Below are 25,270 nucleotides of genomic sequence, written 5' to 3' on the forward strand. Positions count from 1 at the left end.
TGCCCACCATCCAGCGCTGTGCTCGTGATGGTGGGCGCGCTTCGCTTTGCCCACCCTACAGCATGGCCGCGAGTGCTGATTCAAATGTCAAACAGCGTGAGGGATGCGAGTCCGCATTCTCGCGGCGCTTTGCGTCCGAGCTTTGCGTTACTTTCCGCCCTCTTCGATATCAGAGGGCGCAGGAAAAACCTTGGTTACAACCGGCTGCCCAGCTTGTAGAGCCGCTCGCGCCTGGCGAGGCGTCATTCCATAGACACGCTTGAATAAACGGGTGAAGTCGGCGGCCTGCATATCCAATCCGCAGGTCCAGGCAAGGCGGCCGATTCCGGACGCGTCCGTCGTCCTCAAGGCATCGACGAAACGGCGCAGCCGAACGTCGCGCAGATATCCTGCCACGGTCAGGCTATTCTCCGAGAACAGCTTGTAGAGCTGGGTCCGCGATACGTTGATGCCCCGCCAGATATCGTCCGGCGTTAGCTCGGGGCGATGATAGTTCTCCTCGATGTAGGCAATCGCCCGCATGAATTCCTTGCTTGGTCGTGCCTGAAACTGCTCGCCCCGCGACAATTCGCCCCCCAGCACATGAATGAGGAGTTCGGCTGTCGCCTCGAGCACGATCTCGAAGTCCTGCGCGTCCATCCTCCCGTAGGACTCGAACAGCAACCGCATCTGGGCGCCGACAAAGGGCGCCAGCGGAGTTGAACTGAGAGAGCGAAGGATGAAGGGCTCGCCAGAGAGGTCAGTCTCGAGTGCAGCAGCGAGGCGTGTTCGCGGCAGGAAAATTGTCGCTATGCGAGCCAGGCGCGACCGCGCCGTCACCTCGACCGTGCTTTGCACCATCCCAAGGTCTCCGGCTCTTAGGCTGACGAAACCGGTTGCGGTCTCCTCGCTGTATTCTCCGGACAGGACGTAGTCGAATACCACGCCGTCGATCTTGTCGGCTGCCGCATCCGCTTCGGTTCGCTTTGCCTCCACGCAGGAATTGGACGTCAGCTTGTAGAAAGCGACGTTGTTCCCAACGAACCATGCCACGGTGCTGTCGAGCGGCATCCCCTCCGATTCGCCGATGGTTCGGACATAGCTGCGACGAAACAGGTTGGCGTTCGCGAGATAGTCCGCGCTGTTCGCACGGGGATCGAGGCTGCTTCGTTCCCCGTAGAGGAAGCGCGCGGGGCGTTTTGGGGACGACGTTTCGGGAGAGATCCGAGAGGAGTCGCGCGGGTCCGGGCGATCGTCGGAATGATTAACCATAGACCATCCAGCCGCGTAGTGAATCCCATCGCTCCCGATGCGTGCGCTCGGATAGCACCCGTTGCTATCGAAAATTTTGCATTCCGTCCAAAACTTCATGTTTTCCGTACCACGGGGTAGCCGTCACGTTGCCGGTGTGTTTGCTGGACAATTCCACCTGACCGGCAAATCGCTGCATACATGAATCGCGCCTTTCGTCCTGCCCTCAATCGGATCCTTGGCATGGTCCGGGTCTCCGAACAGGTCAGTCTCCTCAACAAGGAAGATCGTCTCCGACACCGCCACCGGGTCGGCTCTGAGTGGAAGTGGAGCGTTTCGGTCGCCGCCCTGCTGCTGAGCATTGCGCCGTCGCTGGCGTGGGCGGATGCGGTCGGCGACGCGTCCAGCGCCCTGCAAGCGGCCATCGTGGCCTACGGTGCCGATCCCAGCACGGCCAACGGCGCTGCGATGCAGGCCGCGCTGACGGCCTACAACCAGGCCGTCGCCAGTAACGCCACCACCACCGTCAGCACGGCCACGTCGGTCTCGGCCTGGCAGACTGTATTTGGCGCGACAGCGATCTATGTAGGCGCCGGGGGCGCGCTGTCATACGCGGTGAGCGGCTCCGGACCGGTTGGCGGCGCGATCAATGTGGATCCTGGTGCCGCTCTCGCTATCGGCAGCGCCAGCGCCAATCTGAGCGATGCCGGAGCCCACTCGTCCGTGACCTTCTCCGGCAATTCGTCCAGCTTCGGCGGCGCGATCTTCAACGCCAATACGGTGACGATCGCTGACAGCAGCTTCTCCAATAACTCCGCCAGCTTTGCCGGCGCGATCTACAATTTTTCCGGCACGGCGACGATCGTAGACAGCAGCTTCTCCAGTAATACCGCCACTCAGGGCGGCGCGATCGCCAATGACGGCATGGCGACGATCGCTGGCAGCAGCTTCTCCGGCAATTCGGCCACCTATGAGGGCGGCGCGATCTACAATACCGGCACGGCGACGATCGCCGACAGCAACTTCTCCAACAATTCGGCCACGTATGGCGGCGGTGCAGTCCACAACTATCACGGCACGGTGACGATCGCCGGCAGCGGTTTCTCTGGCAACACGGCCACTACCACCGACGGCGGCGCGATCTACAATGACGGCACGGCGACGATCGCTGGCAGCAGCTTCTCCGACAATTCCGCCACCTCCTATGGCGGCGCGATCTACGGCGAGGCAGGCAGCACGACGACGATCGTCGCCGGCAGCTTCGCCGGCAATACCGCCGGCAGTCAGGGCGGCGCGATCTTCAACGCCGGCACGGTGTCGATCAGCGACAGCAGCTTCTTCAACAATTCCGCCAGCAGTGCCGGCGGCGCGATCTACAACACCGGCACGGCAACGATCACCGACAGCGCCTTCGCCAGCAACGCGAACGGAGCGATCTACAACACTGGCACGGCGTCGATCAGCGGCAGCAGCTTCGCCGGCAACTCCTCCACCACCTATGGTGGCGGCGCGATCTTCAACTTCGGCACGGCAACCATCGTCGACAGCCGCTTCTCGGATAATTCCGCCGGCGCCGGTGGCGCGATCTTCAATGAAGCGAACCGCACGGTATCGATCACCGACAGCAGTTTCTCCGGCAACTCGGCCACCTATGGCGGCGCCATGTTCATCAACGGCACCGCGACGATCACCGGCAGCAGCTTCTCCAACAATTTCGCCGCCCATGGTGGCGGCGCCATTTTCGACTCAAGCGGCACGGTGACGATTGCCGACAGCAGCTTCTTCGGCAACACGACCGACACGCTAGGCGGTGCGGTCTACACCGATTACGGCACGATCAATCTGACGGTCAGCGGAGGCCAGACCTCCATTTTCTCCGGCAATACGGCCAGCGGACAAGCCTCGTCCATCTACTTGAATGGGCCCGCCACGCTCGATGTGAGCGTGGCGCCCGGAGGCGTACTGGACATGCGCGATCCCATGGGCGGCAGGACCAACGGTCCCCTCGCTATCACCCAGACCGGCGCCGGCACCTGGAAGCTTGGCGGTAGCAATGTCTTTACCGACGAGGGCAGCCAGACCACCTTCAACGTGGCGGCCGGCACGCTCTATCTCTATGCCGCCGGCGAGGTGAGCAACGCCACCGCGACCAACAGCAGCGCCACAGTGGCGGCCGGCGCGATCCGGCTGGATGGCTCTTCTTCCAGCTTCATCCTGGGCGGCACCGCCACCCTGGTCGCCGCCGGCAGCAACAGCATCACCACCGAAGGCAGCATCGTGCTGCAAAGCGGCGCCACGCTCCGCGGCGGAACCGCAGCGGATAATGCTGATCTCGACGGCGGCGGAGCCCTGGCTGCCACCGGCGGCAACACCTCGCTGACCCTCGCCGCCACCGGCGGTGTCACCCTGCGGGGCAACCTCAACGTAGAAGCGGTCGCCACAGCCGATACCTTCTCCCTGAACGCCGAGCTCGCCGACGCTGCGGGGTCGGCCGGCAGCCTGACCAAGCTTGGGGCGGGCACAGTGGTCCTGACCGGCGACAACAGCTACACGGGGACCACGACGGTTGCAGCCGGCACCCTGGCCGTGGATGGCTCCATCGCCTCGAGTGCGCTGACCATCGTCAATGCCGGCGCCACCCTCGCCGGCACCGGCACCGTGGGCACCACGACGATCAACAGCGGTGGCATTCTCGCCCCCGGCAGGGCCGGCACGACCGGCAGCTTGGCTGTCAACGGCAACCTCACCTTCGAGAACGGCGCGATCTATGCGGTGGATATCGCCGGGTCCGGCAGCGACCTGACCACGGTGTCGGGCAGAGCCACCCTTAAAGGCGGCACCGTGGTGGTCTCCACACTTGATCCCTTGGTCAGCTACCAAAAAGGCCAGACCGCCACGATCCTGAGGGCCGGCACTGGCGTGAGCGGCACCTTCGCCGGCTCCACCATCTCCTCCGCCTTCCTGGCGACCAGCCTCAGCTACGATGCCGACAACGCCTATCTCACCGTTGCCCCGGTCCCCTCCAACACAGATGGCTCGGGCAACCCGGCCATTTTCGAGACGGTTGCTCACACCGCGAATCAGTACCGCACCGCGGTTGCACTCGACACGCTGGCGCAATCCGGCTCGTCGCTTGCACTCTACAACAAGCTGCTGTTGCTTGACGCCGGCGAAGCCCGCGGCGCCTACAACGTTCTCGATGGCGAGATCCACGCCAGTCTGAAGAGCGGCCTGATCGAGGACAGCCATTTTGCCCGCTACGCCGTCACCGGCCGGCTGCTCGCCGCCTTCGGCGAGCCGGGCGGATCATCCGCCGACAATGTCCGAAAGCTCAGCGACGGCCTCGCCGTCTGGGGTTCCGGCTATGGCAGCTGGGCCCGGCTCGGCGGCGGAGGCCATAACGCCGCAAGCCTCGACCGCACCGCGGGCGGTTTCTTCGTCGGCGCCGACAAGCTCATCGACGACATCTGGCGGATCGGCGTGATGGGCGGCTATGGCCGCTCATTCTACAGCGTCGATGGCCGCGCCTCGTCGGCCGACGTCGACCAGTCCACGATCGGCGCGTATGCCGGCGCCCGGATCAACGATCTCGGCCTGCATCTCGGCGTGGCCAACACCTGGCATGCGATCGATACCAGCCGCAACGTCGCCTTCCCCGGTTTCGCCGAAATCGACAGGATCTCCTACAATGCCCGCACCACGCAGATCTTTGGCGATGCCGGCTACACCTTCCATGCCGGCGGGGCCGCCCTTGAACCGTTTGCCGGCTTTGCCTGGGTCAATCTGCACACGAACGGCTATGACGAGAACGGCATCGCCGGCCTGCACGGCGGCGATGAGACCCAAAACGTCACCTACTCCACGATCGGCCTGCGTGGCGCATTCCCCGTCAGTCTGGGATCGGTCAGCGGCAATCTCTACGGCACGCTGGGCTGGCAGCATGCGTTCGGCGATGTCACGCCGTGGACCACCCACGCCTTGACCAGCTCCGATGCCTTTACGGTGACAGGCGTGCCGATCGCCCGCGATGCCGCGCTCATCCAGACCGGGCTCGATATCCCCCTCAGCAAGGACGCCACGCTGGGTTTTTCCTATACGGGTCGGCTCGGCGCTCACACCGAGGAAAACGGGCTGTCCGCCCGGTTCCGCTTAGCGTTCTGAACATGAACCGCGCCGGGATCGCCACCATCCTCCCCGAGACGGGGGCGTCCGAAGGACGAGCCCGGAACCCATCCAACAGCAGAGCATGCGGTGAAATGGATTCTCTGATGTGCAGTAGCCGGGGCGCGCGCAGCGCGAGCTATGATGTTGGCTCAGGCCAACACCGGCGGCTTTAATCCCGCGAGGACTCCGATCAAAGCGATGCCGAATATTGAGATCACTGAGGAGTGCCGCGCCTTGATAGAGAGTGCGGCTGGGGCCCCGACCGGACGGCGCCTGCCAAACGGCAACTGGCTCATACCGGTCAACGAGGCAACGTTGGCGGGGCTGCAGCAACTGCGCCTGCGAGGCGAAACGATCTCGGACTGCATCATTCGCCTCTTGCTCGTCGCGTTGCATAAGTACGGCCTGCAATAGAGCATCGCAGCCTTCCCGTAGGATGGGTAGAGCGAAGCGAAACCCATCGCGATGAGCAAGCGGCACCCATGATGGGTTTCGCTTTCGCTCTACCCATCCTACGATTCGGTTGAACCTCGCACCGTTATCGTCGCTGCGAAAAGGGAACGCCGGGTTTGCCCGTCGGGTTGTTTGTCGCACCCAAACCAACCACATCGTCATTGCGAGCGGAGCGAAGCAATCCATAGCGCCGCTTGTGGAAACATGGATTGGTTCGCTTCGCTCGCAATGACGGCGAAAGCGGTTAAGTCGTCACCGGCTGCGGCTCTTCCGCGTATTTGTGCGCCAGCCAGGACGACAGCGTTGCCGGCACCAGGCCGACGAGCCCATAGAGAATGAACTGCACCGCGCCGGAGTCCGGGCCGCGCGAGCCGTAGAGCAATTCGGCCGCGATGAATCCGATTACGCCAACGATCAGCATGCGCGCGAACGGATTGATCTTCCGCACATGCATAAGAATGTCGTCGATCGCCGCCAGCATCAGCGACGGCACGATGCCGAACAGATACGCGTATTGCAGCGTCTTGACGAACGCCAGGAAGAACTTTCCGACCTCGTGCGCGCCTGTCTCGGTCCAATAGCCGGACTGGTAGGAGGTCGCGAACAGCAGAATGAGACCGCCGATGAACGGGCCGATAGCGGCGAAGATCAGGTAGCGTTTCATTGCGTCCCACTCACTGCACTAGATCATGATCCGATTAGACGGAATCGGATCATAATCTCATCTCTTTGTCTGAGCATGACCTTCCTACGCAAACGCTTCGCATTTGTCGCGAGGGAAAACCGGTTTCCACTTTGCCGGATCATGCTCTAGCTGTGGTCTTTCAGGAGGTTGTCCATCTGGTCCGAACCGAGGAAGCCGAGGTTGCGGAGCTTCAGTGTTCCAGAGAGAGACCGGATGAACAGCCACAAGAATGCGCGTTTGACGCGCAAAGGTCGAGAGGCAATGGTGCGAAGTGTGGGGGAAGGAGGGGCAAGCCAGAAGCTACTTACCTTACCCGCTGCCATTCGATGACGATCCTCGTTCCGTCCGGGCGTTGGAAATGCTCTGTCATCTGATCGCCAGAAACCTTCAGGGTCAGCTCCCTCCGAGTGCGGGTATCCCCAACCCAGTTTGGAAAAGTGGCCCCTTCGACGCGGTTGCCGCTGAACTCACCTGTCTCATCCACAGTGTAAGTCCCGAAAAAACCGATGCTTCGAGATATCGCGGTTCGATTTTCGGCATCCGTGCCCCCACCACGCACATTCGACGCAAAACGTGGCGTATCTGCATCCGTCAAAACTTCGATAAAATGCATATCTGGCGTGAAGACTAGCATGCCGTTTGGCCGCTGACCGTAAGCAGGAAGGTTTCTTCCTTCTGGATCAATCTGCGCCGATACCATACGCCAAGTACCCACCACCTGGTTTGCAGAAGCTGCTTGGGCATGAGAACCGACAACAGAGGCTCCAAGTATGATGGCCAAAAAAATTGAACGAATTGGCATTTTTCCTGCCTATGTTTGTACCTGCCTGCGTCATAAGTAACTAGCGGCCAACCTTGCACTCACGTCGCGGGTGTGAGGGCAACCGCCGCATCAGATGTCAAACGTCTTCGCGATCGGCCGAGAACGCGACCTCGCGCTGCGCTTCGATCCTGACGAGTCGCTGCGTCAAAGCCTTCGAAATCGAATCGTAAGCGGTGCTGCCCAGCGCAAGACGCAGTGGAGGATTAGTGCTGTCGGCGGCGGCGATTATCGCTGCCGCAGTCCGTCCCGCATCACCCTTCAGCGCGAAGCTCCCGCTGTCGATCGCCCGGCGCACGGCGCCGGCGGGAGTGTCCTCGTAGACGTCCATCGGCGCGGGACGCACCAGACCGGCTCCGAAATTCGTGGCCGTCGGGCCGGGTTCGGCGATGATAAAGTCAATTCCGAAGGGCGCGACCTCCTGCGCCACGGCCTCGACGAATCCCTCGATGCCCCACTTGGTCGCGTGATAGAGGCTGAAATTCGGATACGCGATCTGCCCGCCTTCCGACGAAACCTGGATGATGCGCCCGCCTCCCTGACGACGCAGATGCGGCACTGCCGCGCGGATGAGCTGGATCGAGCCGGTCAAATTGGTAGCGATCTGATGGTTTATCTGCGGGTCGGTAAGTTCCTCGGCCGCTCCAAACAGCCCGTAGCCGGCATTGCTGACGACGACATCGATCCGCCCCATACGCTCGAATGCGTCGTCTATGGCCGCCCGGAGCCCGGCGGTATCCGTCACATCAAGTATCGTCGTACTGAGGTTCTCGCCGTGTGCTTGCTGAAGATCGGCCAGGGCGCTTTGCCGTCGCACCGTCCCGACGACGCGGTCGCCACGGGCAAGAAGGCGTTGCGCCATTTCGCGGCCGAGGCCTGACGACGCGCCGGTGATGAACCAGGTTTTGCTCATGAGATATTCCCTCTGAAATTACTCCGATGATGTAGAGGGGACCAATTGGTGCTATAAGACGTCCATTATTGGATGAGTAAGTGAAACAAATTCACCAGTGCCGCGCCCGAGCCTGAACGATCTGGCGGCTTTCGCCTCCGTCGCCAACCTTCGCAGCTTCCGTAGAGCTGCCGAGACGATAGGCGTATCGCGTTCGGCCCTGAGCCACGCAATGATTGGGCTCGAGAGGAATCTCGGCATCCGCCTGCTCAATCGAACCACCCGAAGTGTTTCGCTCACCGAGGCTGGCGCCCGGCTGCTCGCGCACCTGGGTCCGGTGCTACAAGACCTCGATACGGCTCTCGACTCGCTCGCCGAAGTGCGCGGAACGCCCAGCGGAACTCTGCGGATCAACGCCAACAAGAGCGGAGCTGCAATCTTGCTGCGTGATGTCATTCCGCACTTCCTCGCTCATCATCCGGAGGTCGAGATCGATCTTGTCTCCGAGGGGCGGCTCGTCGACATCGTCGAGCAGGGTTTCGATGCCGGTGTCCGCCTTGCCGAAGCAGTGCCGCAGGACATGGTTGCGGTCCGGTTCGGCGGCGATGCCCGCTTCATTGCAGTCGCCTCGCCAGCCTATCTGGAGGGTCGAGATCCCCCGATCACGCCGGACGATTTGCACGCCCACCGGTGCATCCGCCAGCGCCTGCCAAGCGGAAAGCGCTATCGCTGGGAATTCTCAAGACACGGCGCGGAGGTGGTGGTCGACGTTCCGGGCGTTCTGACCCTGGACGACAATGACCTGATCGTCGAAGCAGCAGCGGATGGGCTCGGCATTGCCTATGTGCCGGAAAGCTTCGCCCGAACGCTTCTGGATTCGGGGCACCTTGTCGCCGTTCTGGAGGATTGGTGCCCTCCGATTCCGGGTCTCGCCCTCTATTACCCCTGCAATCGCCACGTTCCTTCCACGCTACGGGCGTTCATCGATACTCTGAAGGCGGCGGAGGTCTGAAGGTCGACTACCGGACGGTGTGGGACTTCGTCCACGCCGAGAAGCTCAGTTATAAAAAAAGACGCTGAGTGCTGCCGAGCAGGACTGTCCAGATGTTGCGCGTCGGCGGCCGCAATGGATCCAATATCGGGAGCGGATCGCTCCGGTCTCGTCTGGTGTTCATCGACGAGACCTGGACGACCGGCGACATTATCCGACGCGAAGAGAACTCCCCTCACTCCCCCCACGCCGCAAACGCGTCGTTGAACGCGCGCTCGCCCGGCGCGCCCTTTTCGATCGCGATGATGGCGCGGCGCTGGTTGGAGTAGACGAGCGGCACGTCGAACCAGGAGCGCTCTTTGAGGAGCTGCAGGTTGCGCGAGCGGTCGGCATCGACGTTGGAGAGGCCGACCAGGAAGAAGCCGTCGGTGACCTTCACCGCCAGGCCTGCGAGCGGGGTGCCGCGGGCCTGCTCGTTGGACTTCATCAGGATGCCCGGCACATTGCCGACGCCGCCGTTCGGGAAATCCTGCGGCAGGATGAAAGTGAGCTCGGCGGTGTGGCTCGCGGGCAAGGACGAGTCGGTGTTGCGGCGGAACGACATCGTCATCTTGAACTTGCGGTCGGGGATCTCGATGTCGGCGCGCACGGCGATGTCGGGTGCCGCGTTGCCCGAAGCCTTGATCGGTTCGGTGCGCCAGATCACCGAGCCCACATATTGCTTGCCCTTGGGATCGCTGGGGTCCTCGTCATAGAGCACGACGCGCTGCGCCACCGGTGCAACCGGCTCGCTGGACGACGGCTGGCCGACGCGGTCTGGAATCTTCGGCTTGGTCGCGGGCGTCGCGACATCCTTCGGCGCCTCCACCGAGGGGGACGACTTGAGCAGGCCGCTCACCACCGTGACCGCCTGCTTGCCCCAGAGGATGCCGGCGCCGACCAGAATCAGAATGATGCCGACCGCAATCGCGCTCTTGAACGGGAATGCCGAGCCGAGCCGCGCGCCCTTCTTGGCGTCGCGATCACCGCCATTGCCGATCCGCGACCGCGGCTGCGATCCCTGCGGCCCGTAGCGCTCGGCCTCCTCGCTCGACTCGTCATAGGAATAGGGCGCGTCCGGATCGGCGCCGCGATTCTCCATGTTCGGCTCGAGCCGGTCGAACTCCGGCGAGGGCGACGGCACATTGGCGTAGGTCTTGCGCGCATTGCGGTTCGCCTGCGCGGCGGCGCGGCCGAGATCGTCGGCGTCGGCGGCGAGATCGCGGAAGCCGCGCAGAGCCGGGGGCTGCGGCGTCGGCGGCGCGCCATTGTTCGCGGCACCGTTGTTATCCGGCCCGCGGCGCGCACCGGGGGGCCGCTGCTGCGGATCGGGCGTTGGTGGCGCGGGCGGGCGCGGGGTGACCGGCGGCGCCTCGCCACGGAGATTGCGCGGCGGACGATCTTCGCCACCGGACGGACGCGGCGGCGGTGGAGTGCGCGGGCGCGGCGGGGTGGTTGCTGCGGCCGGAGCGCCTTCCGGCGGGCGGGTGGTGGCGGCGGTGGCAGTGGCGCGGCGGAAGGCATCGCCGCTGCGGGAACCGGTGGCAGGACGGGTGGTCTCGCGGGCGCGCTGGGCGGCCTCCGATTCGACCTTGCGCACGGCCTCTTCGAGCGACAGGCGCTCGCGGGTGATCTCGGACTCGGAAAGCGGCGGCTGCACGCTGCGGAGCTGCTGGATCAGTGCAGCCCGCGCGCGCTCATAAAGCGCGCGGCGGCTCTCACCGGGAGCATTGGGGTCCAATCCGGCGATGGCGCGGGCAATCAGCGGGTAGTAATCAGCCATTTCCAGTCAAATTGGTGGCATATAGGTAATATCCCGTTAAGCTTCGAACGGATTTTGTACCAGAATAGTATCCTCGCGTTCCGGGCTGGTGGAAAGAAGCGCGATCGGGCAGCCGACCAATTCTTCCACCCGGCGGACATATTTGATGGCCTGTGCCGGCAGGTCGGCCCAGGACCGGGCGTTCGCCGTCGGCTGCTTCCAACCCTCGATGGTCTCATAGATCGGCACCACGCGGGCCTGTGCACCCTCGCCCGCCGGCAGATGGTCGATTTCCTTGCCGTCGAGCTTATAGCCGGTGCAGACCTGTATGGTATCGAATCCATCAAGAATATCGAGCTTTGTCAGCGCCAGCCCCGTGATGCCGCAGGTGCGCACCGTCTGCCGCACCAGCACCGCATCGAACCAGCCGGTGCGGCGCTTGCGGCCGGTGTTGACGCCGAATTCCTTGCCGCGGCGGCCGATTTCCTCGCCGATCTCGTTCGTCAGCTCGGTCGGGAACGGGCCCTGGCCGACACGGGTGGTGTAGGCCTTGCAGATCCCCAGGACATAACCGACCGCGCCGGGGCCGAGGCCTGCGCCGGTTGCCGCCTGCGCCGCCACCGTGTTGGAGGAGGTGACGTAGGGATAGGTGCCGTGGTCGACGTCCAGCAGCGCGCCTTGCGCGCCCTCGAACAGGATGCGCTTGCCCTCGCGGCGCTTGATGTCGAGCAGCCGCCAGACCGTTTCGGCGTAGGGCAGGATTTTCGGCGCAAGCACCGTCAGCTCGCGCAGGATGCCCTTGCCGTCGACCTCCTCGAGATTGAGGCCGCGGCGCAGCGCATTGTGGTGCGCCAGCAGGCGGTCGATCTTGTGCGGCAAGGTGTCGAGATCGGCGAGGTCCATCAGTCGGATGGCGCGGCGGCCGACCTTGTCCTCATAGGCCGGGCCGATGCCGCGGCGAGTGGTGCCGATCGCGGTCACCGCATTGGATGATTCGCGCAGCGCATCGAGATCGCGGTGCAGCGGCAGGATCAGCGTGACGTTCTCGGCGATGCGCAGATTGTCCGGGCTGACCGCGACGCCCTGCGCCTTCAGCCGCTCGACCTCGTCGAGGAAGGCCTGCGGATCGAACACGACGCCATTGCCGATCACGGCCAGCTTCGACGGCCGCAGCACGCCCGACGGCAGCAGCGCGAGCTTGTAGGTCTCGCCATTGATGACAAGGGTATGACCGGCATTGTGGCCGCCCTGGAAGCGCACGACGATGTCGGCCTGCTCCGACAACCAGTCGACGATCTTGCCCTTCCCTTCGTCGCCCCATTGGGCGCCGACCACGACAACATTGGCCATTTCGCAAGCGTTCCCTGCAACACTTCAAGGTTCGATCATGATCGACGCGGAAAAGCGGTGCCGAACTTTCCGGATCATGGTTTAAGCTGCCCAGCCGAAATCACGGCGTTAGCCGTTCGCACGCGGGACGCTAACCCCGATAAAGGAAGCGCTACGCTTAAGCAAGCAAGAAGGGTAGTTTTTGCGCCAATTGGACATCTCCAAGCCTTTGATATCCCCCGAAAATTTGTGGCCGCCGCAAGGCAGGCCTCGATCATGGACAAGGTTTAAGGGAACAGCCAGCCAGATGTCCAAGAGTACCCGCGCCACCGAGACACTGGCAAAGCTCGGCGTGACATTCACCGTGCACGCTTATGACTATGATCCTAACGCCGACAGCATCGGCCTGCAGGCCGCCGAGGCGCTGGAGGTGGCGCCCAAACGGATGCTCAAGACGCTGATGGCGGAGGTCGACGGCAAGCCGGTCTGCGCCGTGGTGCCGTCGGACTGCGAGGTCAGTATGAAGAAGCTCGCGAGCGCCTTCGGCGGCAAGACCGCGAAGATGATGCGGCCGGCCGATGCCGAGCGGCTGACCGGTTACCATGTCGGCGGTATCAGCCCATTCGGGCAGAAGAAGCGCGTGCCGATCGCGATCGAGCAGGCGGCGCTCACCGAGGAAAGCGTGTTCGTCAACGGCGGCCAGCGTGGTTTGCAGATCGAGCTGGCGCCCGGTGATGCCGTGAAGGCGACGGCTGCGATCGTGCGGCCACTCGTGGCGTAGGGCTATAGCTTGATGAGATGAGGTCGAATTGTGTCCGCGATGTGCGCCGCGTCTCTTCACCTCTCCCGTAGGGAGAGGTCGGCGTGTAACGCCGGGTGAGGGGATTTGCTGTATCGAGGGACCGCAACCCCTCACCCGCGCCTTCGGCGCGACCTCTCCCTATGGGAGAGGTGAACTTGCGGCGAGGCCGGTTTAACCAAATAGCATCGCGTACTAGGCCGTCGCGGGCTTGAGCGTCAGCACCTCACCGCGCTTCGAGAGCAGCGAGAACAGCAGCGACAGCGGCGCCATCGCGGCCAGCAGCGCGGCGCCCGCGATCAGCGCGGCCGCTGGGTTGCCCCAGGCATCCTGCAGCCGGCCGGCGGCGGAGGGCCCGATCGCCATCAGGAGATAGAAACAGGTGAAGAACAGGCCGAAGCCAAGCGAGCGGTCGCGCGGCTCGAGCACGCGCGTCGGCAGTGACAGGATCGCGCCGGACAATGGACCGATGGCGACGCCGAAGACGAGGCAGGCGATCGCTGGATGGATGTTTGCGACGAACAGCGCCAGCGCCAGGGCCGCTACAAGCCCGCAAGCAATGATCGCTGCGACCGGCCTCCCCGACCGCTCCACCAGATAGCCGCCGACGGGAATGGCCACGATGGTGAACCAGATCGCGAGGCTGACCAGCGAGGCCGCGCCCGTCGCGCTTGATCCGTGCGCCACCATCAATGGCGGCGCATAGCTGAAGAACAGCACGCAGGCGAGATTCATCGCGCCCCAGATGACGCCCGCGACCAGGATCGGGACTAGGATCTTGACCGGCAGGCCGGTGCGCGCGGCCGCTGCGGCCTCGGCCTGAACGGGACTTCGTGGCAGCAATGCGAAGGCGCCGAGCACGATCAGGGCCAACATCGCGCTCGACGCCATCACCGCCGGCCACCCCAGCGATTGTGCCAGATAAGTCTGGGCCGGCAGCGCGACCATCGCGCCGAACGGCCAGCTCATCTGCAACAGCGACATCGCCAGCACGATCTCGCGGCCAGCGAACCAGTCGGTCGTCATCTTGGTGGCGACCAGGATCACGATGGTGGCGCCGACGCCACCGATCACGCGCGCGACCAGCGCGGCGGCAAAGCTGTCGCAATAGGACAGAGCAACGCCCGACACCACCATCAGCGCCAGCCCGCCGAGCCCGAGCGTCGTCTCGCGCACCCGCTGGCCGATCAAGCCGGCCGGAAAGGCGACGACTATACCGGGCAACAGATAAGCGCCGAGCAGCATGCCGAGCTGGACGTAGCTGAGCGCCAGATCGTGCATCAGGACGTTGGTCGTGGATCCGACCGACTGGAATTGAAACCCGGTCGCCGCGCGCGCCGCGAACAGCACGGCAAGCACGATCCATCTGCGGGGCATCCCTGCCTCCCGATCAATCCTGGAAGTCGCCGCTGGCGAGATTGAGGCTGACCGCGTCTGAGAATTCGGACAGTTCGTCTTCGGAAATCTCATGCAGCGAGAGCTGGAGCTGCATGATCGCGAGATCGACAAGGTGGCCCGCAAAGGACAGCCCGCCGGAAACCAGAATGTTACGCTGTTCGGTCAGTACCGGAATCACGTTACGCAAGCGACGGGCCCTCAATTCATCCATAGCGATGCCCTCTCAGAGGCCGCTGCGCGGTCGCGACCAGCCAGTGGGCGGTGGTGGCGACGTCGGCGAACAATTCGATCGCCTTCGTCGCGACAAGGTGCACTGAACCAGGATCGGCATCGCGCCGCTGCCGGCTCGCGGCGGCATCGGTCAGGAAGGTGACGCGATGGCCGCGATGTGATGCGTCGATGGCGGTGGCAAGGCAGACCTCTTCCGCGGCCAGACCGCCGATCGCAAAGCTGCCGATCCGCGAGACGACGTCCTCGAACAGCGGATTGGCGTAGCAGGAAGGCTGCCTGCGCTCGAACACCATGTCCGCGCGCTTCGGCTCCAGGCCCATGATCCAGGGCGACTGCGCCTTCCTGTCGACGAGATCCAAGCCTTCAGCCCGCCGCGTGAAGGCGATCGGCATCCCGGCATTGCGGGCGTGCTGGATCGCGGCCCTGCAGCTTTCCAGCGAACGCTCGATATCGTCAGCGCAACCCGCCGCCCCGCGGAAATAAGCCTCCTCCTGCAGGTCGACCATGACCAACAGACGGCTGCTGGAAGCGCCAACATAGGGTTTGAGGTCGATCACCGGGGCCATGGCGGTCACATCGTGGCCGGCTGCGCGGCCGCGCCGCGGCCGGCGGACATTTCCAGGATGCCGGGAACGTCCCACTGTCCCTCGGGACGGATCAGGACGTAAGGATCCTCGCCAAGGGTGATGCGCTGCGGATGCCGCTCGGCCTGAAGCTTGACCTCGACATAATCGAAATCGGAGAACACGAATTCGCGCGAGCCAGACATGCGCTCGAAGCCGCGCTGCTCCCAGAAGCCAAGCAATCGCTTCTGCGCATGCGCATAGAGGACGTTGTAACCCTTCTTGCGGCAGAGCTCGATCGCGGCATCGACAATGCGCCCCGCAATGCCGCCGCTGCGGCTTTCGCTGCGCACGGCCAGCCGCTCCAGCTTGGCGAAATCGGCGAAGTAGCGGATCCGCAGGCAGCCGACCGGCTCGCGGCCCTGATGGCAGATCAGATGCGTCGCGGAGAAATCATTGCCGTCGAATTCCTCCTCGAACGGACAATGCTGCTCGCCCATGTAGACGGCGCTGCGGATCGCCATCACGCGTGCCATCTCGTCCATCGAGCGCACCACGCGCACCGAGATCGGATCCGGCGGCACCGGCTTCGGCGGCGGCATCTCGTGCGAGCGATCGAGCATCTGCAGATGCGGCGCGAACAATCCATCATAGCGGGCGCCCGGGGTGAACCCGAGCGGCTCGAGCACGCGCAGCCCTTCCTTGGTGATCGGGCGCGAATAGATGTTGACGCCCTGGTAGAGCGGGCTCGAGAATTTCTGCAGCACCAGCGGGATCGCGGCGACCGTCGGCCCCTTGGCGTGGATGCACCAGACATAGATGCCCGCCGGGCGCTCCGACTGCCGCGTGACGAAGGCGAGATCCGGATTCTTGGTATCGAGCCGTCCGTCGATCAGGCGGCGCGTGCCTTCATGCGTCAATGGCAGCACCGCGAGGAAACCTTCGCCCTTCGGCGCGGCAATGTCGAACTGATCACGCCGCGCGATCGCCCAGAACGCATCCGGATTATGGTTGGCGACGGTCTGAACGATGCGGTTGGTGGTCAGTCCCGGAATATCTTCCCTCGCCGCATCCATCAGCGCCGCAATCCCGGCGGCATCGACGGTGAAAATCACCGTACGTTTCGCCAATTGCAGCATGGTCATCTTGTCGAGCGAACGGGCGGGACCCGCCCCCTGGCGCCTGGTGGCGGCTTTGCGAATAAAATCGAGGTCCAGAGCAGTCATCGATCATCTCTCGCGGTTGTGAATTTGCCGCGTTTCTGCCAAGAATAGAGGGTTGTTCCCGTTAAGCTAAAAGGCGACAAACGAGGCGATTTGTATGCACTCACCTGAGCGCAGGGGTGTTCACCACCGTGCACACCCTCCGGGCCGCATCGCCCAGTGGGATTCGGTGCGGATCTTCCTTGAGGTGGCACGGATCGGCAGCTTCCGCGCTGCAGCCCTCGAGCTGAACGCTTCGGCCAACTTCCTGCGGAAGCAGATCCTGCAACTAGAGAGTGCCTATAAAACGACATTGATCACCCGCCATGTCGACGGCGTGCGGCTGACGCCCGAAGGCGAGAAGGTGCTGGAGGCGGCGCGGCGGATGGAGGAAGCCGCTTTCGGCCTCGACCGCGCGCTGAGCCAGACCACGCCGGCGCTCTCGGGCGAGGTGCGCTTTGCCATCACCGAAGGTCTCGGCACTTTCTGGGTCGCGCCGCGGCTGATCGAATTCCAGCGCGTCTATCCGGGGCTGCTCGTCGATCTCAAATGCGAGATGCGCTCCGCCGACGTGCTCCGCCTCGAGGCCGACGTCGCGGTGCAGCTCGAAGAGCCGGACAAGCCCGATCTGAAGCGCGTCAAGATCGGCCGTCTTCACGTCATGCCGTTCGTCAGCCCGTCCTATGTCGAGATCTACGGCATGCCGAAGGACCAGGACGACATAAGGCAGAACCACCGCATCGTGCTGCAAGACGCCGACCAGACCCGCGCGCAGCAGATGTACGAGCAATATGCCGGCCGCGAGCAGGTCGGCTTCGTCGCCATGCGCAACAATGTCAGCAGCGCCCATGTCTGGGCGGTCGCCAAAGGCGCCGGCATCGGCTGGCTGCCGACCTATGTGCCGGCGGTGGCGGGGCCTTTGATCCCGCTCGACATCGGCATCAACTTCTCGCTCGACATCTGGCTTGCCTATCATCCCGACGCCAAGCGGATTCCGCGCGTCAAGCAGTTGATCGACTGGACCATCCAGGCCTTCGACGGCCGGAAGTATCCTTGGTTCCGCGACGAGTTCGTGCATCCCAACGATCTGCAGAAAACCTACAAGGGGGAGCCACTGGTAAATCTGTTCGCAGGCTTCGTGAACGAAACACGCTCCAAGATCGGCTGAGCAACCCAATGAGCAAATCGACCGACGGGTACATCGATCAATTGGTGCAGGCCAAGTGGCGCGAGATCGGACTGTCGCTGTCCGACCTTGCGGAAGTGCTGGGAGCAACGCCCCCGCCCCCACAACGGTCGGAGCGCACAAACGGCCGGGATGCGGTTGATATCGAGCGCCTGCGCCAGGTGGCGAGTGCGCTCGGCGTCTCCGTCGATCTCTTCAACGGCCGCGCCACCAGCGCCGCCGCCCGGGCACGGCGGCTGCCTGCGCCGGGCTCGGCATCGTTGCAGTCGCTGCTCGAGTTGCGCCTGCTCCGGTTGTTTCGCGAATTGCACGACGCCGATACGAAACGGATCCTGATCGACCTCACCGCACAGATCGTCAAGCGCCAGGCCGGTCCTCCCGGCGAGGCCGGCTGACGCTATCCCTCGGCGCGCCGGCGCCCCGCCAAGCAGTTGCCGAGATTGGCCGGCAGGCTTGCCGGGGATAGAGCCCGCGCATGGTCGCGATGCAGCCAGCGCCATTGCCGCCGCCGTAAAATGCGTGTCTGTGGCCTCGGCCGGGTCCTTTCACATTCCGGCCCGGCGCGTGAACCCGCCGGGCGGGCCGCGGCGCCATGAACCGGGCCCGACGCATGTCTGCTTCCGAGACCACCTCCCCTGCCGGCTCCGGCAACTGGCTGGCCAACCAGCCCTACCTCCTGCTCAGCTTGACCGCGCTGTTCTGGGCCGGCAACGCCATCGTCGGCCGGCTCGCCGCCGGCCATATTGCGCCGGTGACGCTCTCCTTCCTGCGCTGGTCGCTGGCGTTCCTGTTGATCCTCCCCTGGGCCTGGCCGCACCTGAAGCGGGACTGGCCCGCGATCCGCGGCCGTCTCGGCCTGATGGTGTTGCTCTCGCTGACGGGAATCGGCGTCTTCAACACCATGCAGTACTGGGCGCTCGAATATACCCAGGCGCTGAACACGCTGCTGTTGCAATCGGCGGCGCCGCTGATCATCGCGGTGTGGTCGCTGGTCCTGCTCGGCGTGCGGCTGACGGTGGCGCAGGCCTTCGGCGTCCTGCTGTCCCTTGCGGGCGTGCTGGTGATCATCCTGCACGGCGACCTCACCGCGCTGTCGAAGGTCGAGTTCAACAAGGGCGACCTGATCTTCCTCGCCGGTCTCACGATGTTCGGGATCTATTCGGTGCTGTCGCTGAAGCGGCCGGAGATCCATGGCCTGTCATTCGTCGCCTTCACCTTCGGCTGCGGCGCGGCATGCCTGATACCGCTCCTGATCTGGGAATTGCTGGCGCGACCGGTGATGCAGCTTAACGTCGGCAATGTGCTCTCACTGATCTATGTCGCGGTGTTTCCCTCGACGCTGGCCTATCTCTGCTTCAACCGCGGCGTCCAGTTGATCGGCGCCAACCGCACGGCGCCGTTCTTCCATGTGGTGCCGGTGTTCGGCACTGTGCTCTCGATCATCTTCCTTGGCGAGCATCCGCAACTGTTCCACTTCATCGGCTTTGCGTTGGTGCTGTCAGGCGTGTTCGTCGCCTCGCGCAAGCCGAAGCCGGCCTAGAGCTTCGGTTCTGACTGAATCAGAACCGAAGCTGTTCTTGGCGCGATCGGGCGAAATCAGCCCTTGCGCATTTTGCTCAGCAGATAGTTGTCGTAGTAGTTTTCCGCGATCTGCGTGTAGAAGAGCACGTCCTTCATATACGCGTCGTGGCTCTCTTTTGTTTTCTTGAAGAGCGGGCTCTTCTCGGCAAGCTCGTTCAGATGATCCTGGGTGGCTTTGTAGCTCGCCTCCATGACCGGTTGCGGGAACGCGCGCAGCTCCGCCCCACCAGCGACAAGCCGTTTAAGGGCCGCAGGGTTCACGCTGTCGTATTTCTCGAGCATCCAGGCGCCTGCGGCCGAGCCGGCCTGGGTGAGGATCGACTGGTATTGCTTGGGAAGCGCATTCCACTTCTCGTCGTTGACGATCATGTGCAGCATGGCTCCGCCTTCCCACCAGCCCGGGAAGTAATAGTACTTCGCCACCTTGTAGAAGCCGAGCTTCTCATCATCATAGGGTCCGACGAACTCCGCGGCATCTATCGATCCCTTTTCGAGCGCTGAATACACATCGCCGCCCGCCAGTTGCTGCGGCACGACGCCGAGCCTTGCGAGCACATGACCGCCCATGCCCGCGATCCGGAACTTGAGGCCGTTGAGATCATCGACCGTCTTGATCTCCTTGCGAAACCAGCCGCCCATTTGCGTGCCGGAGTTGCCGCACAGAATGGCATGCACCTTGAAAGGCCTCAGCGCTTCGTCGCAGAGTTCGGCACCGCCGCCGAACGTCCACCAGGAATGTTGATGGCGATGGTTCATGCCAAAAGGCGCGCCCGTCGCGTAAGCAAGCGCCGGCTCCTTGCCGATGTAGAAATAGAGCGGCGTCTGCGCGATCTCGACGGACGCGACACTCACGGCATCAAGCGCCTGCAGGCCGGGCACGATCTCGCCCGCCGCAAACGTCTGGATCTGAAACTTGTTGTCGGTGGCCTCCGCGACATATTTCGCAAAGGTCTGCGCCGTGCCGTAGATGGTATCAAGCGACTTCGGAAAGCTCGACGTCAAACGCCACTTGATCTCGGGCATCGACTGCGCGATCGCCGGTGCCGCAACCAGCGTCGCCGCGCCGGTCACGGCGCCGCCTTTGAGAAACGTACGGCGTTTCATGATGTCATCACTCCTTCGGATTGCAATTCGATTGGGGCGCCGCTTCCGTTAGGCGGCCCGACGACATAAGGACCTATCGCAAACGCCCGGCCGATGCCAGAGCAGCCTACGACTGACCCCGCCCAAAGCCTTGAGCCCTGGCCATCGCGCCTATGTGAGGCAGCGGGGTTTGCGCTATCCCAGCTCAAAGGTGGTGACGCCGAATACGCGCTCCAATCGCAACGGCGGCACTGCGCCGGTATACATGCGCGCGGTCTCGAACACCGGCGCGAGCCCCAGATCTTGCGCCAACGCGACCGCGTCGCGGTTGATGCTGGGAACGTCGAGAAATATCTCGCCGCCGCCCACGCGAGCCAGCAACGCCGACAGAACCGCCTCGGCACTGGCGCGGTCGTCGGCCACCAACGGGCCAATCTTGCAGCCCCTCCGGCACGGACGGATCACGCCCCAGCCGGCAAGGCCGCCGTCGCGGACAAGCGCGCAGCCGACATGCCCGGGGGAGCCGATCCAGGCGCGCAGGAATGCGGTGCGCCGAGCCGGAAACACCGTCGCGTCATCCGCCTCCACACTCGCCAATGGGACGTCGGCGAGCGGGACGATATTAGCCTGCTGCACATCCGGAGCCGCGACGGTGCCGCCGTAACGGACGTTGGCGTACGCGAATTCGAACCCGGACTTCCTGTAGTTCTCCTGCTGCGCCACCACGCCGTCGAGCCCGATCACACGTCGGCCGGCGTGCGCGATGGCCGCGTTCCATATGCGCAGACCGTAGCCACGACCGCGCAGCTCTTTTCGCACGATGTAAAAACCGAGAAAGGCAAAACTCTCGTCGTAATTGACGCAGGAGACGGTCGCGATCGGCGCGCCGTCGAGCTCGCCAATGAAGAAGCCTTCGGGATCAACTGCGGCGAAGCAGGTGGCGTCGGCGAGGCCCGGATTCCAGCCTTCGGCCGCCGCCCAGTCCACGGCGATGGAGATTTCGTCCGGCCGCATCGTCCGGATGCACAGGCCGTTGGTGGCGGGCGGTCGTACAGATGGGCTCATGAACCGATATCACCACGAGTGAGCTGCGACCGGCAACCGAAGAAACGCCCTCGCGGCGGCGCCCGGGGCTCCCTGGAAAACATCCGCCGTGCCGCACGATCGAGTCACGGCCGGTGATGGCGGCGAGCATGACAACGCGGGAATGCGTCGGGCGCAAAATCACGAGAACCCTAGAGCGCGATGACTTTTCTTCGAATCGTCATCCCGCTCTAGCTCTTTGTTTGAGCATGATCTCCGCGCAAACGCTTCGCGTTTGTCGCGAGGGAAAACCGGCCTCCACTTTTCCGGATCATGCTCTAGCGGCGGCCGCAATAAGAGATGCCGCCGCCAGCCGACGCACACGCGCCCTTCAACGCGGGCCAGCCGGGAGACATCCTGGCGGCAGGAGTTGGCGCCCCTCCATTCAGAACGTCCAGGTTGGGATAATAGAACGAGAATGATCCCGGCTCCTGGATGGCTGCCCTCATGGTCCCGTCCGGACTGAAGTCGTTCCTCGGATTATACCCGGAGTCGCGCCGATTTTTCATATACAGGGCGCTGCTGCTCGCAGCGCCCGGCGCGGGAGCTTGCGCGGATGCCGACGTCGCTGCGGTGACGGACAGCAGCGCGGCCGCTGCAAGAGCTTTGAATGAAATCATTTTCGTTTCTCCTGCATGGATCGATTGTAGTCCGGCGAGGGACGAGACGAATTGATCCCGCTTCGTGAGGTGAACGTGCTGTCTGGATCGCGAGCTATCTTGAACGGAAGCATGTGCGTTTCTGAAAGGGAGACCGAGATCGGAGCCTCGATATTTCCCGATCACGCAAACGTTTGGCGGTTTGCCGTCTGCCTCAATGAGGCAGACATCGCATGGGTTCACGGCAAGGCTGGGCCACTTCCGTAACGGCGAGACGGCGACCGATAGCAGTGATGCGATCGCAGTCTGCCAGCGCCGATGCTCAGCCTCGATGCGGCAGCGTCAAGTGTGCTCGGCGCGCCGCGCAGCGTGCGCAGAAGGTCACGCTTCGTTGAGGGCGCGTGATGAAATATTTCCGAAGGCCGGCCGCTCTTCACAATAAGGAGCCGAGCGCTTCCTTGGCTTCTGTCATCATATGGAGAAACCAATGACAAAAATGACCTTCGTGTCGGCCACGCTCATCGCAGCCGCCGTATTCACAACGCAGGCCATGGCTGCACGCAACGATGTCGCGGCGCGGCACGCCACGACCAAGGCCCATAGGGGCGCTATGGACTGTGTGCGGGCTCCAGACGTCGGCGCATTTGCCTCGGATCCCTATATTGTACCCCCCTGCATGCCCAATACCGCTACTGGCACGTTCCAATAACGACAATGAGTCGGGCTGGCAGACCTCGCCAGCCCGACTGCGTAGGGAGTCTACGCCTGTCGACACTCAAACTTTTCGGCGGCGCCGCGGCGCTGCTTGCCGCTCTCGCGCGGTTTCGGCAACAGCGCGATCATTCTTTCGGTGCGGGACGCCGCTTGCGAACTTTTTCACTACTCGCCAGGAGTTGATCATACAATCGGTCGATCTCGCGCGCCTGCTTGGGCGTGACATCCTCCTGATGCAAGGCTCTCAGCTCACGCTCGGTTGGCTGGTAATTGCGACCATTGCGAATCGGCCACGGCTCCTTGTGAACGGGCGGGGCGTCCTCTGCAGATCCGATGTTTGCCAGCGCTAACGACGCTACAGCCAATGCGACCCCAAGGAGAATGTTTCTTGACATGGCTCGCTCTCAATCGGCTATCGAGGCTCAGACAGAAGCGCCGCTCATCAGAATGGGAAAACGTTACCGAGCGTGTGAATCAGCCTGCTCGGTAAATTGTTGAGCATGTTGTGACGACCAAGCTCGACGGGCTCGTCATCCCAACAACATGGATGCGAATGGATCATGGGCATTCTTGGCAGGTTGAGCGGCTCGCGGGGCAGAGGTGCAATCCACGTGGCGCACGGGCGCGCTCGAACGAACCAAATATTTGGTAGGGACATCCACTGCGTTAGCTGCAAGCGCAGTGGGAGTGCCAAGCGCGATGGTCCTCACGGCCAACATTGCGTAAGCGAGAACGGCACGTCGTGATTTGTCGGCCATCATTGCGATTCTCCGTGCAGAGGTTTACCAGGAACGAGTGAGCGGACCCCAACAGGCTCGCTCATCTTTCCAGATCGATTTCGTCGCAGCCTTAGTCCAACAAGAGTTTGTGATGGATTTGATCGCCGCTGGGGTCGCTTGCGAAACGCCTCACTCACACGCCTCGAGCGCCGCCTTGCCCCACAGCGGACTTGTGTTGATCTTGATCAACGTTGCTGCCCGGCACCGGTTTTGATTTCACCCAACCCACGCATCAGAACGACCTTTGCCGTCGCTGGACGCTGAGGCTCGCATGAAGGGCTGCAGCACGCAGCTGCGCCTTTACGGGCCGGTCGAACCTTGGCTCGACAAGAGTTGGCGTCCCGGAGAGATCGAGCCGATGTGAGTGAGCTTCCAAGGCTGCATCATCGAACCTCGGCTATCTGCCCCTCGGAAGTGGCCGCTCGGAACGCCGGGAATTTTGGGTCGTGTCCCGCCTTCCAGCCTCCGGTCGACCAGGCTCGATCGGTCGTGTGGCGTATTGACGGCCGCGCCCGGCGTGTTCATCATCCGTGGCAGCGGTCACCTAATGCGTAGTCTGCCAACCCCGTGGAGTGACAGCCATGATGCAGAACCTCGTGGCCGGAGGTGTCTTGGTGGCTTTGATTATCATGGGCTTGCTTGCCTTCGCCCAGAAACACGAAGGGTGCTTGCACGGGCGCTCGATCCAGACCTTCAAGCCCTGCGGATCGATCAGCACTACAATGTAGTGCTGGCTGGAGTCTTGCCGCCGCGTGGCCACCAAGCGGCTCGGCATCGTCAACCCTCCTTCTCTTACTCTTGGCGCTGTTAAGAGATGATCGTGCGATGTCCAGGTGTGATCGCCCTCATCATCAAGACATCGCTGATGGCTGTCTTGGCGAACTGGGCCGGCACATCTGCAGTCGCGGCGGAGAATCTCTATCGCGCGCAGACAATCGTCACCGGACAGGGCGAAGCCAATCGCATCATCGGCTTTGCCGCTTGTCTCGAGGACGTTCTCGTCAAGGTTTCCGGAGCCCTCAAACTCGAGAGCGATCCTCGGCTAGATGCGTACAAATCGCGCGCGGCTGATTTCGTCGGCGCCTATAACTACCACGATCAGATGTCCGGCAAGCCGAAGCGCGACGAGCAGGGCACCCGCGACCGGCCGTACGATTTGATCGTCGATTTCGATGACAAGAAGATCAACGATGTTCTCAACTCGCTCGGCGTCAGGCCCTGGCTTTCGCGCCGCCCGATCCTTGGCGTTTTTGTCGAGATGGAGCAGGGCTCAAAACAATATTTCGCCACATCGGATGCAAGGCAGTCCGACCTGCAACGTGACTCGCTTCTCGCCGCCGCCCTGAAGCGGGGCATGATGATCGTGCTGCCCGATGTCGCGGCATTGGCGAAAGCCAATATCAATGCCGCTGAGCTCTTGACGACGGCATCCTCGACATTGGCATCTGTGGCAGCCGAACGGGGTGGCGAAGTCGTTCTAGTCGGACGGCTAAAGTGGGACGATTCGGAGCTCGGATGGGCGACGGAGTGGCGGATGGACTGGAATGGCCGGACGCACCGATGGCAGCTTCGCGGCGTCACATTTGATGAAGCCTTCCGCCGCGGCATCGGCGGCGCGGCCCAGATCCTCTCGGGAAACGGTGATTCGGGATAGGCGGAAGCGACCGGCCACTGCTCAAGACGCCGC

At 63.2% G+C, this 25,270-nt stretch carries 22 protein-coding genes and 1 pseudogene; 10 read left to right on the top strand and 13 right to left on the bottom strand.

All coding sequences use genetic code 11. The annotated features are described in order from the left end of the window. Nucleotides 1-147 precede the first annotated feature (147 nt). Nucleotides 148-1,350, bottom strand: coding sequence for a helix-turn-helix domain-containing protein (locus AC5ZG5_RS22665; protein WP_456643862.1), 1,203 nt, complete (start codon nucleotides 1,348-1,350; stop codon nucleotides 148-150). A gap of 123 nt (nucleotides 1,351-1,473) precedes the next feature. On the opposite strand from AC5ZG5_RS22665, the gene AC5ZG5_RS22670 reads away from it, so the two are divergent. After that, nucleotides 1,474-5,391, top strand: coding sequence for an autotransporter outer membrane beta-barrel domain-containing protein (locus AC5ZG5_RS22670; RefSeq protein WP_456643863.1), 3,918 nt, complete (start codon nucleotides 1,474-1,476; stop codon nucleotides 5,389-5,391). A 144-nt stretch (nucleotides 5,392-5,535) separates the two neighbouring features. After that, complete coding sequence (locus AC5ZG5_RS22675; protein ID WP_456643864.1) at nucleotides 5,536-5,808, top strand: hypothetical protein; 273 nt, start codon at nucleotides 5,536-5,538, stop codon at nucleotides 5,806-5,808. A 283-nt stretch (nucleotides 5,809-6,091) separates the two neighbouring features. Here AC5ZG5_RS22675 and AC5ZG5_RS22680 read toward each other — a convergent pair whose 3' ends face one another. From AC5ZG5_RS22680 to AC5ZG5_RS22690, 3 genes are all read right to left on the bottom strand, one after another. Further along, nucleotides 6,092-6,511 carry a DUF5413 family protein gene (locus AC5ZG5_RS22680; RefSeq protein WP_130230904.1) on the bottom strand — a complete coding sequence of 140 codons (420 nt, stop codon included), beginning with the start codon at nucleotides 6,509-6,511 and terminating at the stop codon, nucleotides 6,092-6,094. 325 nt (nucleotides 6,512-6,836) lie between these two features. Further along, the gene (locus AC5ZG5_RS22685) at nucleotides 6,837-7,334 is read right to left on the bottom strand and encodes a lipocalin-like domain-containing protein (RefSeq protein WP_456643865.1); all 498 of its coding nucleotides are present in this window, start codon (nucleotides 7,332-7,334) and stop codon (nucleotides 6,837-6,839) included. A gap of 97 nt (nucleotides 7,335-7,431) precedes the next feature. Beyond that, nucleotides 7,432-8,265, bottom strand: coding sequence for an SDR family oxidoreductase (locus AC5ZG5_RS22690; RefSeq protein ID WP_456643866.1), 834 nt, complete (start codon nucleotides 8,263-8,265; stop codon nucleotides 7,432-7,434). Nucleotides 8,266-8,362: 97 nt separating this feature from the next. Here AC5ZG5_RS22690 and AC5ZG5_RS22695 point away from each other — a divergent pair, with 97 nt between their 5' ends. After that, nucleotides 8,363-9,256: a LysR family transcriptional regulator gene (locus AC5ZG5_RS22695; RefSeq protein WP_456643867.1), complete on the top strand. Its 894-nt coding sequence runs from the start codon at nucleotides 8,363-8,365 to the stop codon at nucleotides 9,254-9,256. Then, nucleotides 9,244-9,435, top strand: a pseudogene (locus AC5ZG5_RS22700) (IS630 family transposase); the annotation flags it as partial. The gene AC5ZG5_RS22695 and the pseudogene AC5ZG5_RS22700, both read left to right, overlap by 13 nt. Nucleotides 9,436-9,470: 35 nt before the next feature. Here AC5ZG5_RS22700 and AC5ZG5_RS22705 read toward each other — a convergent pair. After that, entirely contained in the window at nucleotides 9,471-11,057 is a 1,587-nt protein-coding gene (locus tag AC5ZG5_RS22705; RefSeq protein WP_456643868.1) for a hypothetical protein, read from the bottom strand. A 36-nt stretch (nucleotides 11,058-11,093) separates the two neighbouring features. Then, nucleotides 11,094-12,386 carry an adenylosuccinate synthase gene (locus AC5ZG5_RS22710; protein WP_456643869.1) on the bottom strand — a complete coding sequence of 431 codons (1,293 nt, stop codon included), beginning with the start codon at nucleotides 12,384-12,386 and terminating at the stop codon, nucleotides 11,094-11,096. A 286-nt stretch (nucleotides 12,387-12,672) separates the two neighbouring features. Here AC5ZG5_RS22710 and ybaK point away from each other — a divergent pair, with 286 nt between their 5' ends. Next, entirely contained in the window at nucleotides 12,673-13,146 is a 474-nt protein-coding gene (gene ybaK / locus AC5ZG5_RS22715) for a Cys-tRNA(Pro) deacylase (protein WP_456643870.1), read from the top strand. A gap of 213 nt (nucleotides 13,147-13,359) precedes the next feature. On the opposite strand, the gene AC5ZG5_RS22720 is transcribed toward ybaK, so the two are convergent. Genes AC5ZG5_RS22720 through AC5ZG5_RS22735 form a run of 4 tightly spaced genes read right to left on the bottom strand, consistent with a single transcriptional unit; the run spans nucleotide 13,360 to nucleotide 16,582 of the window. Beyond that, nucleotides 13,360-14,541 carry an MFS transporter gene (locus AC5ZG5_RS22720; RefSeq protein WP_456643871.1) on the bottom strand — a complete coding sequence of 394 codons (1,182 nt, stop codon included), beginning with the start codon at nucleotides 14,539-14,541 and terminating at the stop codon, nucleotides 13,360-13,362. Between the two features lie 13 nt (nucleotides 14,542-14,554). After that, nucleotides 14,555-14,773 (bottom strand): hypothetical protein, encoded by a 219-nt coding sequence (locus tag AC5ZG5_RS22725; protein WP_051396696.1) that lies wholly within the window; start codon nucleotides 14,771-14,773, stop codon nucleotides 14,555-14,557. Further along, the gene (locus AC5ZG5_RS22730) at nucleotides 14,766-15,359 is read right to left on the bottom strand and encodes a cysteine hydrolase family protein (RefSeq protein WP_051396697.1); all 594 of its coding nucleotides are present in this window, start codon (nucleotides 15,357-15,359) and stop codon (nucleotides 14,766-14,768) included. The genes AC5ZG5_RS22725 and AC5ZG5_RS22730 overlap by 8 nt, the downstream gene beginning before the upstream one ends. Before the next feature lie 5 nt (nucleotides 15,360-15,364). Beyond that, nucleotides 15,365-16,582, bottom strand: coding sequence for a GNAT family N-acetyltransferase (locus AC5ZG5_RS22735; protein WP_245287274.1), 1,218 nt, complete (start codon nucleotides 16,580-16,582; stop codon nucleotides 15,365-15,367). Between the two features lie 94 nt (nucleotides 16,583-16,676). On the opposite strand from AC5ZG5_RS22735, the gene AC5ZG5_RS22740 reads away from it, so the two are divergent. From AC5ZG5_RS22740 to AC5ZG5_RS22750, 3 genes are all read left to right on the top strand, one after another. After that, nucleotides 16,677-17,726 (top strand): LysR family transcriptional regulator, encoded by a 1,050-nt coding sequence (locus AC5ZG5_RS22740; protein WP_028163817.1) that lies wholly within the window; start codon nucleotides 16,677-16,679, stop codon nucleotides 17,724-17,726. 8 nt (nucleotides 17,727-17,734) lie between these two features. Continuing rightward, on the top strand, nucleotides 17,735-18,139 hold the full coding sequence (locus tag AC5ZG5_RS22745) for a helix-turn-helix domain-containing protein (RefSeq protein WP_130227391.1): 405 nt from the start codon (nucleotides 17,735-17,737) through the stop codon (nucleotides 18,137-18,139). Between the two features lie 215 nt (nucleotides 18,140-18,354). Continuing rightward, nucleotides 18,355-19,284: a DMT family transporter gene (locus AC5ZG5_RS22750; RefSeq protein WP_456643872.1), complete on the top strand. Its 930-nt coding sequence runs from the start codon at nucleotides 18,355-18,357 to the stop codon at nucleotides 19,282-19,284. 56 nt (nucleotides 19,285-19,340) lie between these two features. Here AC5ZG5_RS22750 and AC5ZG5_RS22755 read toward each other — a convergent pair whose 3' ends face one another. The 3 genes from AC5ZG5_RS22755 to AC5ZG5_RS22765 all read right to left on the bottom strand — a co-directional run bounded on the left by AC5ZG5_RS22755 (nucleotide 19,341) and on the right by AC5ZG5_RS22765 (nucleotide 23,199). Beyond that, the gene (locus AC5ZG5_RS22755; RefSeq protein WP_028163820.1) at nucleotides 19,341-20,429 is read right to left on the bottom strand and encodes a TRAP transporter substrate-binding protein; all 1,089 of its coding nucleotides are present in this window, start codon (nucleotides 20,427-20,429) and stop codon (nucleotides 19,341-19,343) included. Nucleotides 20,430-20,603: 174 nt separating this feature from the next. Continuing rightward, on the bottom strand, nucleotides 20,604-21,473 hold the full coding sequence (locus AC5ZG5_RS22760; protein WP_456643873.1) for a GNAT family N-acetyltransferase: 870 nt from the start codon (nucleotides 21,471-21,473) through the stop codon (nucleotides 20,604-20,606). A gap of 1,456 nt (nucleotides 21,474-22,929) precedes the next feature. Continuing rightward, nucleotides 22,930-23,199 (bottom strand): hypothetical protein, encoded by a 270-nt coding sequence (locus tag AC5ZG5_RS22765; protein ID WP_456643874.1) that lies wholly within the window; start codon nucleotides 23,197-23,199, stop codon nucleotides 22,930-22,932. Between the two features lie 965 nt (nucleotides 23,200-24,164). On the opposite strand from AC5ZG5_RS22765, the gene AC5ZG5_RS22770 reads away from it, so the two are divergent. Together AC5ZG5_RS22770 and AC5ZG5_RS22775 are read left to right on the top strand one after the other, a co-directional pair. Continuing rightward, on the top strand, nucleotides 24,165-24,311 hold the full coding sequence (locus AC5ZG5_RS22770; RefSeq protein ID WP_155255165.1) for a hypothetical protein: 147 nt from the start codon (nucleotides 24,165-24,167) through the stop codon (nucleotides 24,309-24,311). Nucleotides 24,312-24,403: 92 nt separating this feature from the next. Next, nucleotides 24,404-25,237, top strand: a complete 834-nt coding sequence (locus tag AC5ZG5_RS22775) for a DUF2066 domain-containing protein (protein ID WP_456643875.1) — start codon at nucleotides 24,404-24,406, stop codon at nucleotides 25,235-25,237. The last annotated feature ends 33 nt before the right edge of the window (nucleotides 25,238-25,270 follow it).

The organism is Bradyrhizobium sp. Ses1, from assembly GCF_059512365.1.